Genomic DNA, 14,978 nt, shown 5'->3' with positions numbered 1-14,978 from the left:
AGACTTTACCGCAGCTAAAAAACAACAGGCTTACAACATATTGTATTAAATCGATTACTTGGATTGGTTTTTGTTTAATTCGCCTTTTGATTATTAATTTAGCGGTAGCAGATACAACAAAACACGTGAGAAAAAACTTATTTATACTTATTGCCTTTTGCGGCACAGCATTTTCTGTAAGTGCCCAACAAAAAACTTATCTAGAATTATTGGCCAATCAACCCAAATGGGTCGATTCGGTTTTTAATAAACTTAACCGTAGAGAACGTATTGCGCAGATGTTCTTTGTTCGGGCACATACCAATCTGGGTAAAAAATATACCGATTCAGTTGGTCAGGTGATTAAAAAGGAACAATTAGGTGGCGTTATCTTTTTTCAGGGAGGTCCGGGCCGACAGGTTTTAGCGACTAATGCCTATCAAAAATTAAGTCGCGTGCCTTTAATTGTGGCCAACGACGGCGAATGGGGACTGGGGATGCGTTTAGATAGTACCATTTCCTATCCTTATCAAATGGCCCTAGGCGCAATCCAAAACAAAGAATTGTTGTATAAAATGGGTCTGGAGGTGGCCAAAGATTATAAACGCATGGGGATGCAGATGAATTTGGCTCCAGATGCCGATATCAACAACAACCCTAAAAATCCGGTGATTAACTACCGTTCTTTCGGAGAAAACAAATACAATGTAGCCACCAAAGCTGCCGCTTACATGAAAGGTATGCAGGATGGCGGCTTATTAACCACATTGAAACACTTCCCTGGCCACGGCGATACCGATGTAGATTCTCACTACGATCTGCCGCAGCTTACCTTCTCTGCTGCCCGATTGGATACCTTAGAAATGTACCCTTTTAAAGAGCTGATTAAACAAGGTGCTTCGGGCGTAATGATTGCACACATGAATATTCCTTCATTGGATAATACGCCAAACTTACCTTCTACCCTGTCTAAACCAATTGTTACCGGCATTTTAAAGCAAAAACTAGGCTTTAAAGGGTTGATTATCTCAGATGCCATGGATATGAAAGGGGTGGTAAAATATTTTAAAGATGGTGAAGCCGATTTAATGGGCATTATTGCCGGAAACGATATTATAGAGCTTTCCGAAAACAGCGATAGGGCGATTAAATTAGTACGTAAGGCTGTAAGGCAAGACCGTGTAAGCATGGCAGAAATTGATCAGAGTGTACGTAAAATATTAACCGCAAAATACTGGGCAGGTTTAGCCAAACGCGATACTATCGTAACCCAGGGCGTGGTTGCCGGTGTTAACCGCAATGCAAGTAATGCTTTGGTACAGGAACTTGCCAATGCCTCGGTAACGCTACTAAAAGGTAAGGATTACATCAAACGGTTGATCCCGATCAGAAGAACAGCGATTATCAGTATTGGTGTGCCTTCGGTAACCACATTTCAAAAAGAGATTTCTAAAGGTTATTATAATTCTGTTTATTATGTATTGGATAAAGATGCAAGTGCTACACAGATTTCGAACATTGCCCGCGAAATCGGTGCATTTGACCAGGTGATTGTGGGTATCCATGATAGCCGTGCAAGGCCCGCAAACAATATTCCCTTAAATGCAGGCGTAAAGAATTTTATTAAAGAATTATCAGCAAAAAATGCAGTATTCGCTTTGTTTGCTAATCCTTATAATTTAGCAGGTTTATCGGGATTGGAAAACAGTAAAGGATTGGTTGTTGCCTATCAGAAAGAAGATTATATGCAGATTTCTGCCGCTGCTGTAATTAACAATAGATTGGTACCAACAGGAAAGTTGCCAGTTGGTGTGGCACCGTTTTATAAATTCGGAGATGGCCAATAGTTATTAAGCACAAAGGCGCAACGAATCATTGTTTATCATTCTGAATTTTTTTCTTAAAACAATTCCCTGCTCAAAACGATTATCTAATCATAAAACTTAAGGTTATGATAGATCCAGAAGACGACAATTATTCGAACGATCCGAACGATGCTTTACGCAGAGAGGATGATGTAGAAAACATCAATGAAATTAGTGGCGATGATACCAGCATTGAGCACGACAAAGATTTGCTCGAGCAAGCTGATGAAGCATCAAGAGCTTCTTACGAGTTAAATTTAGATGATGAAGTAGAAGACGACGATCTAGATGATTAAAAAGAAAGCCGTCCCGATTTTAGATCGGGACGGCTTTCTTTTTAGCTCTAAGGGGTTCACCTTAAGCTCTCAAGCTCTATTTGGCTTTCGCCTTATACGTTTCAGGGCTAACAGCTGTGGTTGTCCATCCTTTTAAAAATGAGGTGATTTTCTTCACATCATGTCCAACTTTCTTTTTACCATTTGCGGCAACTTCTTCAGTTTCTAAGTAAGAAGAATTTTCAATATGTAAGACTTTGCCTTTACCGTCTAAAATTAAAAATACAGGAAAACCAAAACGCTGAGGGTAGCCTAAACTGGCTAGAACACTTTCGTTTTTGTTCTCAGGACTGTAATTCACCAAAACGGTTTCGAAGTTATCGTTAATGTATTTTTTCAAGGTTGCTGTGCTATCAACCAGATTATGAAAAGCGATACACCAGCTGCACCAGTTGCCACCAACCTGTAATAAAACATGTTTATTTTCTTTGGCTGCTTTCGAAACTGCCGCAGCAATTTCGGCTTTGGCATCGGCCTGTGGGTTGTAAATATGTACGCCTTCCTTTTTCGCCTGACTAAAAGCCGCTGTCGACATCAACACAGCCGTTAATAAAATAACTATCTTTTTCATGATTTTTATGAATAATAATGATGCAAATGTAATAAAGTCTAGTAATAACATAGATTATTCGCAAATTCTTTACAGAGGGGAAACAGTCCATAGTCCATAGTCCATAGTCCATAGTCCATAGTCCATAGTCCATAGTCCATAGGATGGAAAGGAAATTGGAAAAAAGGTTTAGTCCTATATGTATTTTTACATTCTCCATCTTCCATTCTCCATCTTCCATTTTTACATATCTTTGTTTGAAATGGATTTTTTAGACATACATAACCATAAAGTTGCTACTCAACCAGGGGTGATCAGCATTCAAAGCCTATCGTTAACCAGCGATATCTTTTTAGCGATGCCTAAAACAAAGCCGATTTCAGTGGGCTTACATCCATGGTTTGCTAAAGTTGAACACCTGGAACTCCAAATGAAGTATTTAACCGTTGTGGCCACTCAAACCAATGTTAAACAGATTGGTGAGTGCGGTTTGGATAGGTTGAGGGGTGAAAAGTTAGAAAATCAGATCCTAATACTAGAGAAACAGATCGAACTGGCAGAAAAGCTCAACAAACCATTGATTTTACATTGTGTTAAATGTTTTTCAGAACTTATCGCCATTAAAGACCAATTAAAAGTCAAGGTGCCGATGATTATTCATGGTTTTAATAAAAATGAAACGCTTGGCCACCAATTACTGGGTAAAGGATTTCTCCTTTCTTTTGGTTTGGCCGTTTTAAAGAAAGACTCTGGTGCCGCAAAGCTAATTCAAAGTACCGACAGCTTCTTTTTGGAAACCGACGATGCTGATATTTCGATTGAAGAAATTTACCAGGCCGCAGCCATTTTAAAAAAATGTACAGTTGATGAACTTAAAGCTCGTATTTTTACCGACTGGAACAAATTGAATTTAAAGAATTAACCACAGATTAGCACAGATACACACAGATAAATAACTATCTGTGTTCATCCTTTTCATCTGTGGTAAAATAATAAATATATGTCTGATGTAACCTGGCTTTCGCGCTCTGCCCTGCTTGTTGGAAACGAGGGAATAGAAAAACTCCAATCAAAACACGTCCTGGTGATCGGTTTAGGCGGTGTTGGCTCCTTTGCTGCCGAATTTATCTGCCGCTCTGGAATTGGAGAAATGACCATTGTTGATGGTGATGTAGTTGATCCAACCAACAGGAACAGGCAATTACCTGCTTTGGCAACCAATCATGGCATGAGTAAAGCGGCAATTATGCAGGAACGTTTATTGGCCATCAATCCCGAATTAAAACTCCATGTGGTCAATACCTTTCTTACGCCAGAGAAATGTAGGGAAATTCTAGAATCGAAATTCGACTACATTATGGATTGCATTGATAGCGTGATGCCAAAAATCACCTTACTCAGTACCGCTTTAGAAAAGAATATGCCCATTGTGAGTTCAATGGGTGCAGGTGGTAAAATGGATCCGACCAGATTAAGAATTACACTACTTCCTGATACGTATCAGTGCGTATTTGCCAGTTATGTACGAAAAAGGCTGAATAAACTCGCCAATGCCAGCAAAATAAAAGCTGTTTTTTCAACAGAAGAAATGGATAAAAACTCCATGATCATGACTGATGGAAGTAATTTTAAACGGTCGGCCTATGGTACAGTTTCTTATTTGCCAGCAGCATTTGGTGGTGCATGTGCATCGGTTGTGATCCGTGATTTGCTTGGACTTCCAATCGAAATGGCCGAACGCCCGGCAAGGATCAGTCATAAAACCCTGGCAAAAAAGAAGATCAAAAAGTCTTAACTTAAAGCAGACTGTTAGTATCATGATTTCGTGAAAATTTTAAATTGTTGTAAGTTTAAAGTTCGAGAGAAATCATATTATGCCCCAACCCCTCAAAATTCTTCAGGCCTCCGCAGGTTCCGGTAAAACGTTCAGTCTTACTGCGCATTACCTCACCCTGCTTTTCAGTGGTGACAATAAATACCGTGAAATTTTAGCGGTAACCTTTACCAATAAGGCTACTGAAGAAATGAAAACCAGGATCCTGGAAGTGTTGCTTGGGCTGGCAAAGGGTAATCCAGCGAAAAAAATTGATGACTATCGGAAGCTCATTTTACAGGCCTATCCGATATTAAGCGCTCAGGAGCTACAGTTTAAGGCAGATAAAATTTACCGTAAAATCCTGCACGATTATAGCCGTTTTTCAGTAAGTACCATTGATGGTTTTGTGCAAAAGGTAATCCGCGGATTTGCTTTTGAACTTGGCCTCAACGCTGATTATAATTTAGAAATGAATTATGATAAGGTTAAAGACGATTTGGTAAATAAACTAGATGAAGCTTTAGACCACAACAAACAGCTTTTACAATGGATCATTGATCTGGCTATCGAACGCATCAGCGATAACAAAAGCTGGAATTATAAATTTGAACTCTATAATTTAATCGGTGAGATATTCTCTGAACGCTTTCAGATTTTCGAAGATGCTGTAAGCGCACTTGGATTGGAAAATATAGATGAATTATTTAAAAAATACATCAGTGTTACCAAGGCAGAAATCAAAAACTTCGAAGATGAACTGATTGCTTTAGCCACCGAAGCAAACGAAGCACTGAACGTAATCGGTGTAGAAACCGAGCATCTGAAAGGGAAATCCCGGAGTGCGCTGGCTAAAATTATCTTGGTTGCCAGAGGTGATTTTTCTAAAATAGAGCCACTTTTCAATTTAATCGACGAACCCGATGAATGGTTCCAGAAAAACGTAAGTTTTCCGGAGGCGTATGACACGGTTAATCCAATACTCCAAAAGTTAAAAACACATTATTTAACACATTTGCCAAATTACAGTCTGGCCATTGCCTTTAACAAAAACCTTTATTATTTAAGGTTGATGCAGGAAATTGCTGTACTGCTGAAAGAATACCGGGCTGAAAATGATAACCTGCTGATCAGTGATGCACAAAAACTGATTTCTGGAATTACTGAAGATGCAGGTGATAATCCTTCCTTTATCTGGGAAAAAGTGGGTAACCGCTACCGCAATTTCTTGTTCGATGAATTTCAGGACACTTCTACCAGTCAGTGGGGAAGTTTTAAATCGTTACTAACAAATGCGATGGCTACGCCTAGTCAGGATTTGATCGATCACCTGATTGTCGGTGATACCAAACAATCTATTTACCGCTGGCGAAATGGCGACTGGAACATTTTACATAAACATGCCAAGTTAGATGTTGGTGCAGAAAATGTACTAGAAGAAAGCTTAGAAGAAAATTACCGGAGTGCCGAGAATATCATCACTTTCAATAATTTTCTTTACAAAGCGATTCCAATTACCCTTCAGAATGAGCTGAACGAAAACCTGGCAACCAAACCTGATAGTATCTCCAGATGGTGGCAGGAACAACATTACCAACAAATTATAACCGACATTTATAGCGGTTCTACCCAGAACTTTGCCACCAATACCCTAAAAGGTGGAACCATCAAGATTAAAAAGTTCGGTAAAGACCACGCCCCTAATGAGGCTCGTTTTACAGAAACTGTTTTTAGGGACATTGCCCTGGATGATCTGGTTGAAGAAATAAAGCATCTCAAAAATGAGCAGCAATATGCGTTAAAAGATATTGCCATTTTAGTCCGTTCGAACAGTGAGGCCCTATTGACCGTTAAAAAATTAATGGGGCATAACTTACCGGTTTTATCGGGCGATGCGCTATTAATCTCAAACAACTCAGCCATACAACTGATTATTAACACTTTAAAAGTGCTGATTGGTTTAGAAACGCAAACGGCATTGTATAAAGCCAATTGCATTGCACTGTATCATTCTTTACAAGAGAAAGATATTGATGCCAATTATTATCTTAACCTCAACAATAAACCTTTAAGCACACTTACAGCCGTTTTACCTGTAACTTTATGCGAAAACTGGCAAAGCTGGTTACAGCTCCCCCTACCCGAGCTTGTGGAGATATTAATCGAAAGTTACGGGTTAAGAAACCTAACCGCCAATCTACCTTATTTACTGGCTTTTAGAGACTTGACGGCATCTGCCGGAAAACTTGGTGAAAAAGGTATTATTTCCTTTTTAACCTGGTGGGAAGAAGACGGAATCAAAAAATCGTTACCCTCGCCTGAAGGTGCGGATGCCATACAAATCATTACCATACATAAATCAAAGGGATTGGCCTTTAGGGCCGTTTTCGTCCCCTTTTGCAATTGGGAGATTAAAGGCAAGCCCAATGGTACTTTCTGGGTATCTTCTGAAGAAACAGTTTACAAAGAGCTTAAGGGTATCCCATTGAAATACAATGAAGCCTTAGCCGACTCGGCAATTGCCAAAGCATATTATGAAGAGCTACTTTACAACAACATGGATGCCCTCAATATGCTTTACGTGGCTACTACACGCTCAAAAGACTATTTGTACATCGCTACGATGGCAAAAAAGGAATTAAAGCTGTCCAACATGGGGGATGTGATCAACTTCACTTGTGACGAGCAGTTTGATGAAAATGGTATTTATGAGATTGTTGATCATGTTACTGTAGAGAATAAAGTTGAGGAATCGAATTTTATCAACTTAAAAAGTTATCCAACCACTACCCGATTATCGGAGCTATACATTCCTTCAGAAGACAAACACCTTACACATTTGGTCAATATTGAAAAATCGGGTAGAAAAGGTTCTTTATTACACGATATTTTGGCAAGTGCAAGTACTGAAAAAGAAGTTAATGATTATAGCACCAATCTGGTTTTGCAGGGCACTATTAAAGAAGAAGAAAAACAAAAATTAATCGATTCGGCACTTGAGGTATTGAACAATCCTGAACTTCAAGCCATTTTGGGTAAAGCAAGCGAAAGTATTGTGGAAAAAAACATCATCGATGCCAATGGAAAATTGCACCGCCCCGATCGGGTTTTGATCAATGCCGATGAAGTGATTATTCTGGATTACAAATTTACTTTAGAAGAAAGCGACAAACACATCGAACAGGTGAATAGCTACAAAACATTACTCTCAGAAATGGGCTATCAGAATATCAAAACTTATCTTTTCTACGCGGTTAAAGGCAAGTTGAAATTAGTATAATATGGAAAAAGCAAACGATTTATACGGCAGTCCCAATGCATGTTATCTTTATCATCAAAATGAATTAATTTGCTACGCAGTGCGTAGCAATTCACAAACAAATCATTATCAGCTGAATAAAATATCATTACAATTAAAAAAACAGGGCAACGATTAAAAACACTAACATGAAACCATTTTTACAAGAAGTTGCCGAAGATTTAGTTGCCCGTTTTGGAAATCACCTGGAAAACTGTGCCATTGTTTTTAACAATAAACGTCCGGCCGCCTATTTGCAGAAACACTTTGCCGATATTATAGGCAAACCTTTTTTCAGTCCGTCTTTTTTTACCATACAAGAATTTTTCGCCAGTTCTACCAGTTATAAAATAGCCGATTTTTACTTACAATTTTTCACCTTACACCGTATCTATAACCAACTGCTCGCAGAGGAAAAACTGGAGCACATTTCTAGTCATAAATTTTTTCCACTAGCCAAAATCATCTTAAGCGATTTTAACCAGATAGATGCCGATCTGGTTGATGCCGAGAAATTATACCGCGATCTTGAAGATATTTCAGTTATCAACAAAGAATTCGATTATCTAAGTCCTGAGCAATATGAATTTCTTTCCCAGTTCTGGACTTCATATTCAGAAGGGAAACATAAAAAACAACAGGAGCTTTTCATCAAGATGTGGCGCAGGATGCCAAAGCTTTACCATAAATTTCATGCTACGCTTAAGGAGCAAGGCTATTTAACCAATGGCTCGGTTTATCGTCACCTGGCCCATGATATTACCAATCATCAGGAATTTATTTCAAATTTCGATACTGGCAAAATCATTTTTGTTGGATTTAATGCATTAAGCAGTGCCGAAGCTAAAATATTTACCCAATTGCAAGAAGCCGATAAAGCTTTATTTTATTTCGATGCCGATACCTATTACTTAGATGATGTATCGCAGGAAGCAGGCTTATTTTTACGCAAAAACATCAACCTGCTTGGCCTCAAAAATGAATTTGCAGCACAGGAAAGCTTGATGAAAACAGCAGCACACCGGGTGAATGTTTTCAAGGTTCAGGGACAATCTGCACAAGCCAAAATCCTGAACAATATTCTGGAAGAAGATTATACCCATTCTGAAACCGTTGGCAAAACAGTAGTCGTTTTAGCAGACGAAAGTTTGTTGATCCCTACTTTACAGACCATCCCAACTACATTTAACGGCAAAGAAATCGACCTTAACGTAACGATGGGTTTCGCATTAGCCACCTCAAGTATTTTTGGCCTGGTTGATTTGTGGTTGACCAGTCAGCTGGAAATTTTGCAACGCGATAAAGTAACCTATAAAAATGTAGAGGCCTTTTTAACGCATCCTTTAACGGGCTTAACGCAGAAAATGCGTGATAAAATATTGACGGCATTACTGGAAGAAAACGAAGTGGAGATTGACCATAAACGTTTATTGCGCCAAAGTGGATTGTTTGAAACTTTCTACAAAAAGATTGATGATCCGCAGCATGTAGTTAGCAATTTACTCGATGTGCTGGATTATGTGTTAACCCGATTATCGAATGCGAAAACATTAAAAAAAATCGATGCAGAATTGTTTGTAAAGACCATCCAGGAATTAAACAGATTGCACGATACTTTTAGCAACCACATTGGTAAAGAAGAGATTCCTTTTGTAATCTACCTCGTTCAGAAATCGCTGCAGGCCATTGCTGTTCCGCTTTCAGGAGATCCGTTAAACGGCATACAGGTAATGGGATTACTCGAAACCCGAAACTTAAACTTCGATAAGGTTGTGATTCTGGGCTTCAATGAGGGTATCATACCAAAATCATCCATCGGAAATAGTTTTATTCCAGATTCTATACGCCGTGTTTATGGACTTCCGGTACTCGAAAACCTCGATGCCATTTCTTCCTACATGGTATACCGTCTATTACAGCGGACAAAGAATATCAATTTTGTCTATAATAGCTTAACCGACGAATCAACGTCGGGAGAGGCCAGCAGGATTTTAAAACAGCTGGAATATGAAAGTGGTTTTGATTTTAGTTATAACGAACTTAATCTCGAGGTAAAAACCGAAGCTTTCAAAGAAGTAAAGATCGAAAAAACCAATAATGCTTTTATTCAGGAAACACTTCAAAAATATCTGGACAAAAAGAAGGTGCTTTCGCCATCCGCACTAACGCAATATATCTCCAACCCGATAGATTTCTTTTTCAATTACATCGCAGGTATAAAAGAGCCTAAAGAAGTAAGTGCAGTTGTTGAAGCAAATGAAATCGGTTCGATTTTGCACAAAGTGATGGAATATTTTTATGAGGACCTGAGATCGGGCGAAATAACTGCTGATCGGGTTAAAGAAAAAAGGAAAAAGGTTCCGGCGCTGATACAGAAAGCCTTTAATGCCGTAATGTTCAAAAATCCGGATAAAGTGATGGAATACAAGGGCATGCAAAAGGTAATTTTATCGATTGTAGATGCCTATGTCAACATCATTTTAAACCAGGATGAAGCACAAACACCTTTTACCATCATCAGTCTCGAACAAAAAGTTGAAGCCGAAATCAGTTTTCCGTTAAAAGGAAAAGAAGCCAGTGTTAAAATTTTTGGTTTTATCGATCGTGTTGATGTTAAAGACGGGGTTACCAAAATCATCGATTACAAAACCGGAAGCGATAAGCTCACCTTTAAAGATATCCCCGAATTATTCAATTCAGATGGAAAACACATCAACAAGGCCCTCATCCAAACGCTATTATATACGTATGCTTATGAACAATTTTCGGGTAAAACTTTTGTCGAGCCCAATCTTTATGTGGTAAAAACGATGAGTGTAGATGGTGTTTGGTTTAAATCAGGCAGGCAAAACCTATCAGGAGCATACCTAGAAGAAATAAAGCCAGAGTTCCTGACAGAACTGAGAAAAAAACTGACAGAACTCTTCGAAGCACCTTATTTTGTAGCCAGCGCAATGGAGGATAACTACAAATATTCTATCTATAAAACTTTGTTTGGGAAATAATTTCAATCGCAAAGAAATAAAATAAGCGCAAAGAACGCCAAGCGTTTGGTAAATACCGCGGAGCACACACAGTAAAACCACGGAACGCACTGAGCTGAATGGAAAACATCAACTTCGTGCCCTCTGTGAAAATCTCTCCGTTCTGTGGTTGAAAAAATTTTGTATGCTTTGCGAAAAACTTTGCGCGCTTTGTGGTTAATCTCTTAAATTTAAAAATGCTAACCTTAAATTTCACAAAATTCCCTGTTCTGGAGACCAAACGTTTAATCCTCCGTGAACATGATCTCGCCGACGCCGAAGCACTTTTCGCCATGCGTACCAATGAAACAGTTATGAAATATATCGACAGGGAAAGGCCCAAAGATATTTTTGAGATCAAAGATTTTATCTCCCGCTTTAGAAATGGTTACGAAAACGGCGACAACCTGGCCTGGGTAATCGCATTAAAAGAAAATCCACAGCACATGATCGGCTCTGTAGGTTATTGGCGGACAGATTTTGCGAACCATAGAGCAGAAATCGGTTACATGCTCCATCCCGATTATTGGCGACATGGAATTATTTCCGAGGCCTTAAAAAGATCAATTGCCTTTGGTTTCGAAGAAGTTAATTTGCACACTATTAGCGCCAACATCAATGTAGAAAATGATGCTTCAAGACAAATGCTGCTCAAGCATGGGTTTATAAAAGAAGCTCTTTTTAAGCAAGACTATTATTTTAGAGGTCAGTTTCTCGATAGTGAGATTTATGGATTATTAAACCCAAATCATTGATCCAATCAGTAGTTTCTAGACTAGCGGCAATGTTATTCATTTTGGAGAAGATATTACAGTAAAATAATTATGAAAACTGATACAGAGCAGAAATTCGACTCCATTATAAACCAGAGTTTCCATAACAAACTTAAGCCCTTGGGCTTCAGGAAAAAGGGGAATAACTTTTACTTAAAAAAAGAGCATATAGGACTTATCATAAACGTTCAGAAAAGTGCGTATTATTCAAAAGAAAAAATTCATTTCACGATAAACATTGGCGTGTTTATCCCGGAATACTACCTTACTTATGATTACCACAAAAACATTCTTCCAGATTATCCTACAGAGCCTGATTGTGCCATTAGAAGCAGAATTGGGCAGCTCAAAAATCGAGACGATATTTGGTACGACATTGATGAAGAAACAAATCCAAATATCCTCATTAGCGAAATGGTTTTAAACCTCGAAGACTGGATTTTACCATATTTTAACAACTTTGAATCAAAGGACAGTTTCGTCAAATGGCTGGATTCTCCTGATTGTCGAATACATCCGCTCACTAAATTAATTATATTCGCTGAATACGGATTATATGATATGGCAAAAGATGAATATGATAGATTGATATCTGAAAAATTCAGAAATCCTTATTATAAGCAAAACGTTATCGACTATGGGCTTAAATACAAGCTTACATAATAAGTTGCACCATATTAAACATTTTGAAGAAGATATTTCGAGAAAAGCACAACCTTTGATACAATTAACCTATCAAAAACACAATCACCCAATATTATTTCTTCTTTTAGCAGATAAACAAAAAATAACGCCTCGAAACAGCTAAATAATTAGTCAAATTAGCTATAATTATTACAAAACATAGGCATTATAGCCTTTGGTTTCAAAGCGATTAATAATTATATTTGCCACCGTTATTAAAATTTACAATGAGAGAAATCCAATTTAGAGAAGCACTACGCGAAGCCATGAGCGAAGAAATGCGTAAAGATGACCGCGTTTTTTTATTAGGTGAAGAAGTAGCAGAATATAACGGTGCGTACAAAGTAAGTCAAGGTATGCTTGATGAATTTGGTGCGAAACGCATTATCGATACCCCGATTGCCGAATTAGGTTTCGCAGGTATTGCAACTGGTGCCGCAACAGCAGGCCTTATTCCAATTGTGGAATTTATGACCTTTAACTTCTCATTAGTAGCAATCGATCAGATTATCAACGGTGCTGCTAAAATTTTATCAATGAGTGGTGGTCAGTTCTCATGTCCTATGGTTTTCCGTGGCCCTACAGGTAATGCAGGCCAATTGGGTGCGCAACACTCTCAAAACTTTGAAAACTGGTTTGCTAACACCCCAGGATTAAAAGTAGTCGTTCCTTCTACTCCTTACGATGCAAAAGGATTATTAAAACAATCAATTATAGATCAGGATCCGGTTATCTTCATGGAATCTGAAGTGATGTACGGTGATAAAGGAGATGTTCCTGAAGGCGAATATTATATCGAATTAGGAAAAGCAAACGTAACCAAAGAAGGTACCGATGTAACCATCGTAACTTTCGGTAAAATGTTAACACGTGTTGTAAACCCTGCAGTTGAAGAATTAACTAAAGAAGGAATCAATGTTGAAGTAATCGATTTACGTACTGTACGTCCTATCGATTACGATACCATCATCGCTTCTGTTAAAAAAACAAACCGTTTGGTTGTGGTAGAGGAAGCCTGGCCATTGGCATCTCTTTCTGGAGAAATTGCCTTCATGGTGCAAAAACATGCATTCGATTATTTAGATGCGCCAGTTTTACGTATCACTTGTGCTGATGTTCCACTTCCATATTCACCAACTTTAATCGCAGCCAGCTTACCAAATGCTGAACGCGTAGTTAAAGCGGTAAAAGAAGTAATGTACGTTAAAAAATAAATCATTAGTCTGAGCATAGCCGAAGACCAAACATATAAATCCTCCAAAGCAATTTGGGGGATTTTTTGTTTTATAGCTTGTTATACTGAAGCACGAATCATCCACACCCGCAACGTGCAGTTGTTTCATCGCTTGTAGATGTTTCGTGCCTCAGCATGAAAGTATATTAAAGGTTGCTGTACAAAAAAACAATCCCATTTGTCGGATTTAGTTAAACATTATTTTTACGAAAAACACAATTCAGCACCCTGCTAAAACCGGAAACTGGCTGATAATTTTTATATTCGTCACAAAAAGAAACTCCCTATCATGTCCGAATACACAGCTGATCAAACCTTCGAAAAAGCCGATTTTACCTTACGTGCACTCCCAAAAGCAGAATACGAAAACTGCAAATTCATCAACTGCGATTTCTCCAGTTCGGACTTAAGTGGCGTTAAGTTTTTAGACTGCGAATTTATTTCCAGCAATTTAAGTTTGGCAAGCCTAAGCAAAACCTCATTTATTGATGTCCATTTTCAGGATTGCAAAATGCTGGGATTAAGGTTTGATAATTGCAACGATTTCGGTTTGGCTTTCAGTTTCAATAACTGTAAACTTGACCACTCTTCTTTTTATAAACTAAAGCTGAAGAAAACTGATTTCAAAAATTCGCAATTGCATGAAGTAGATTTTTCTGAATGCGATTTAGCCAATTCAACTTTCGATAACTGCGATTTATTGAATGCCACCTTTGATAAAACCATTCTCGAAAAAGCAGATTTTAGAACAGCCTATCATTATACTATAGACCCCGATAACAATAGGATCAAAAAAGCGAGATTCTCAAAATCAGGCATTGCAGGCCTTTTACAGAAATACGATATTCAGATCAGCGAATAGTTTTTTAGATTTTTTGTAAATTCAGCTCACAAAACCAAAAGTTATGGAGCAGTCTAAACCAGAAAATATAGATCAATATATCGCCAATTTCCCCTTAACAACACAAAAACTGTTAGAGGAAATCCGCGAAACCATCCGTAAAGCCCTGCCAGATGCTAAAGAAGTAATCAGTTACGGCATGCCAGCTTTTAAACAACACACTGTACTGGTTTACTTTGCAGGTTATGCCAAACACATCGGCTTTTATCCAACCGGATCAGGAATTGAAGCTTTTCAACAGGAGTTTGACAATTATAAATGGAGCAAGGGAGCTGTTCAATTTCCTTTAGATAAACCTTTGCCCCTGGATCTCATTACCAGGATTACCAAGTTTAAAGCAGAGCGAGATTTGGATAAGAACAGAAAGAAATAATATCGATTGGCGGGTAACTTGTCACGCTGAACCACGAAATATTCCTGCAAGCTGCAAACAAGTGGTCAATAGCCTGCAGATGCTTCGCACCTCAGCATGACACTACTTTTTTCAAAAACTTACTCACAAATTTCGGTGGAAAACTTCATT

Annotated in this window: 12 protein-coding genes; 11 read left to right on the top strand and 1 reads right to left on the bottom strand. The window is 38.3% G+C overall.

Annotated features, from left to right (window positions below):
• Nucleotides 1–125 precede the first annotated feature (125 nt).
• A complete protein-coding gene (locus tag R2S57_RS16590; RefSeq protein WP_316846067.1) occupies nucleotides 126–1,826 on the top strand; it encodes a glycoside hydrolase family 3 protein in 1,701 nt (566 codons plus the stop codon).
• Nucleotides 1,827–1,930: 104 nt separating this feature from the next.
• On the top strand, nucleotides 1,931–2,140 hold the full coding sequence (locus tag R2S57_RS16585; protein WP_316846066.1) for a hypothetical protein: 210 nt from the start codon (nucleotides 1,931–1,933) through the stop codon (nucleotides 2,138–2,140).
• Nucleotides 2,141–2,216: 76 nt separating this feature from the next.
• Here R2S57_RS16585 and R2S57_RS16580 read toward each other — a convergent pair whose 3' ends face one another.
• Nucleotides 2,217–2,750 carry a thioredoxin family protein gene (locus tag R2S57_RS16580; protein WP_316846065.1) on the bottom strand — a complete coding sequence of 178 codons (534 nt, stop codon included), beginning with the start codon at nucleotides 2,748–2,750 and terminating at the stop codon, nucleotides 2,217–2,219.
• A 241-nt stretch (nucleotides 2,751–2,991) separates the two neighbouring features.
• Between R2S57_RS16580 and R2S57_RS16575 the strand changes: the two genes are divergently transcribed.
• The 9 genes from R2S57_RS16575 to R2S57_RS16535 all read left to right on the top strand — a co-directional run bounded on the left by R2S57_RS16575 (nucleotide 2,992) and on the right by R2S57_RS16535 (nucleotide 14,828).
• Nucleotides 2,992–3,651, top strand: coding sequence for a TatD family hydrolase (locus R2S57_RS16575; RefSeq protein ID WP_316846064.1), 660 nt, complete (start codon nucleotides 2,992–2,994; stop codon nucleotides 3,649–3,651).
• Nucleotides 3,652–3,729: 78 nt separating this feature from the next.
• Nucleotides 3,730–4,524, top strand: a complete 795-nt coding sequence (locus R2S57_RS16570) for a tRNA threonylcarbamoyladenosine dehydratase (protein ID WP_316846063.1) — start codon at nucleotides 3,730–3,732, stop codon at nucleotides 4,522–4,524.
• 79 nt (nucleotides 4,525–4,603) lie between these two features.
• Nucleotides 4,604–7,822, top strand: a complete 3,219-nt coding sequence (locus R2S57_RS16565) for a UvrD-helicase domain-containing protein (RefSeq protein ID WP_316846062.1) — start codon at nucleotides 4,604–4,606, stop codon at nucleotides 7,820–7,822.
• A gap of 167 nt (nucleotides 7,823–7,989) precedes the next feature.
• Nucleotides 7,990–10,845, top strand: coding sequence for a PD-(D/E)XK nuclease family protein (locus R2S57_RS16560; protein WP_316846061.1), 2,856 nt, complete (start codon nucleotides 7,990–7,992; stop codon nucleotides 10,843–10,845).
• A gap of 215 nt (nucleotides 10,846–11,060) precedes the next feature.
• Nucleotides 11,061–11,618 carry a GNAT family N-acetyltransferase gene (locus tag R2S57_RS16555; RefSeq protein ID WP_316846060.1) on the top strand — a complete coding sequence of 186 codons (558 nt, stop codon included), beginning with the start codon at nucleotides 11,061–11,063 and terminating at the stop codon, nucleotides 11,616–11,618.
• 69 nt (nucleotides 11,619–11,687) lie between these two features.
• A complete protein-coding gene (locus tag R2S57_RS16550) occupies nucleotides 11,688–12,299 on the top strand; it encodes a DUF4304 domain-containing protein (RefSeq protein ID WP_316846059.1) in 612 nt (203 codons plus the stop codon).
• A gap of 248 nt (nucleotides 12,300–12,547) precedes the next feature.
• The gene (locus R2S57_RS16545) at nucleotides 12,548–13,534 is read left to right on the top strand and encodes a pyruvate dehydrogenase complex E1 component subunit beta (RefSeq protein WP_316846058.1); all 987 of its coding nucleotides are present in this window, start codon (nucleotides 12,548–12,550) and stop codon (nucleotides 13,532–13,534) included.
• A gap of 309 nt (nucleotides 13,535–13,843) precedes the next feature.
• Complete coding sequence (locus R2S57_RS16540; protein ID WP_316846057.1) at nucleotides 13,844–14,416, top strand: pentapeptide repeat-containing protein; 573 nt, start codon at nucleotides 13,844–13,846, stop codon at nucleotides 14,414–14,416.
• A gap of 43 nt (nucleotides 14,417–14,459) precedes the next feature.
• Complete coding sequence (locus R2S57_RS16535) at nucleotides 14,460–14,828, top strand: iron chaperone (protein ID WP_316846056.1); 369 nt, start codon at nucleotides 14,460–14,462, stop codon at nucleotides 14,826–14,828.
• The last annotated feature ends 150 nt before the right edge of the window (nucleotides 14,829–14,978 follow it).

This window comes from Pedobacter psychrodurus, from assembly GCF_032678585.1.
GTDB classification, from domain to species: domain Bacteria; phylum Bacteroidota; class Bacteroidia; order Sphingobacteriales; family Sphingobacteriaceae; genus Pedobacter; species Pedobacter psychrodurus_A.
This window is presented reverse-complemented; position numbering and strand designations above follow the sequence as displayed.

Excerpts from the sequence above, each read along its gene's own strand:
- R2S57_RS16570 (WP_316846063.1), top strand. The coding sequence starts at position 3,730 with ATGTCTGATGTAACCTGGCTTTCGCGCTCTGCCCTGCTTGTTGGAAAC.
- R2S57_RS16575 (WP_316846064.1), top strand. The coding sequence starts at position 2,992 with ATGGATTTTTTAGACATACATAACCATAAAGTTGCTACTCAACCAGGG.
- R2S57_RS16550 (WP_316846059.1), top strand. The coding sequence starts at position 11,688 with ATGAAAACTGATACAGAGCAGAAATTCGACTCCATTATAAACCAGAGT.
- R2S57_RS16585 (WP_316846066.1), top strand. The coding sequence starts at position 1,931 with ATGATAGATCCAGAAGACGACAATTATTCGAACGATCCGAACGATGCT.
- R2S57_RS16540 (WP_316846057.1), top strand. The coding sequence starts at position 13,844 with ATGTCCGAATACACAGCTGATCAAACCTTCGAAAAAGCCGATTTTACC.
- R2S57_RS16560 (WP_316846061.1), top strand. The coding sequence starts at position 7,990 with ATGAAACCATTTTTACAAGAAGTTGCCGAAGATTTAGTTGCCCGTTTT.
- R2S57_RS16535 (WP_316846056.1), top strand. The coding sequence starts at position 14,460 with ATGGAGCAGTCTAAACCAGAAAATATAGATCAATATATCGCCAATTTC.
- R2S57_RS16565 (WP_316846062.1), top strand. The coding sequence starts at position 4,604 with ATGCCCCAACCCCTCAAAATTCTTCAGGCCTCCGCAGGTTCCGGTAAA.
- R2S57_RS16555 (WP_316846060.1), top strand. The coding sequence starts at position 11,061 with ATGCTAACCTTAAATTTCACAAAATTCCCTGTTCTGGAGACCAAACGT.
- R2S57_RS16545 (WP_316846058.1), top strand. The coding sequence starts at position 12,548 with ATGAGAGAAATCCAATTTAGAGAAGCACTACGCGAAGCCATGAGCGAA.
- R2S57_RS16580 (WP_316846065.1), bottom strand. The coding sequence starts at position 2,750 with ATGAAAAAGATAGTTATTTTATTAACGGCTGTGTTGATGTCGACAGCG.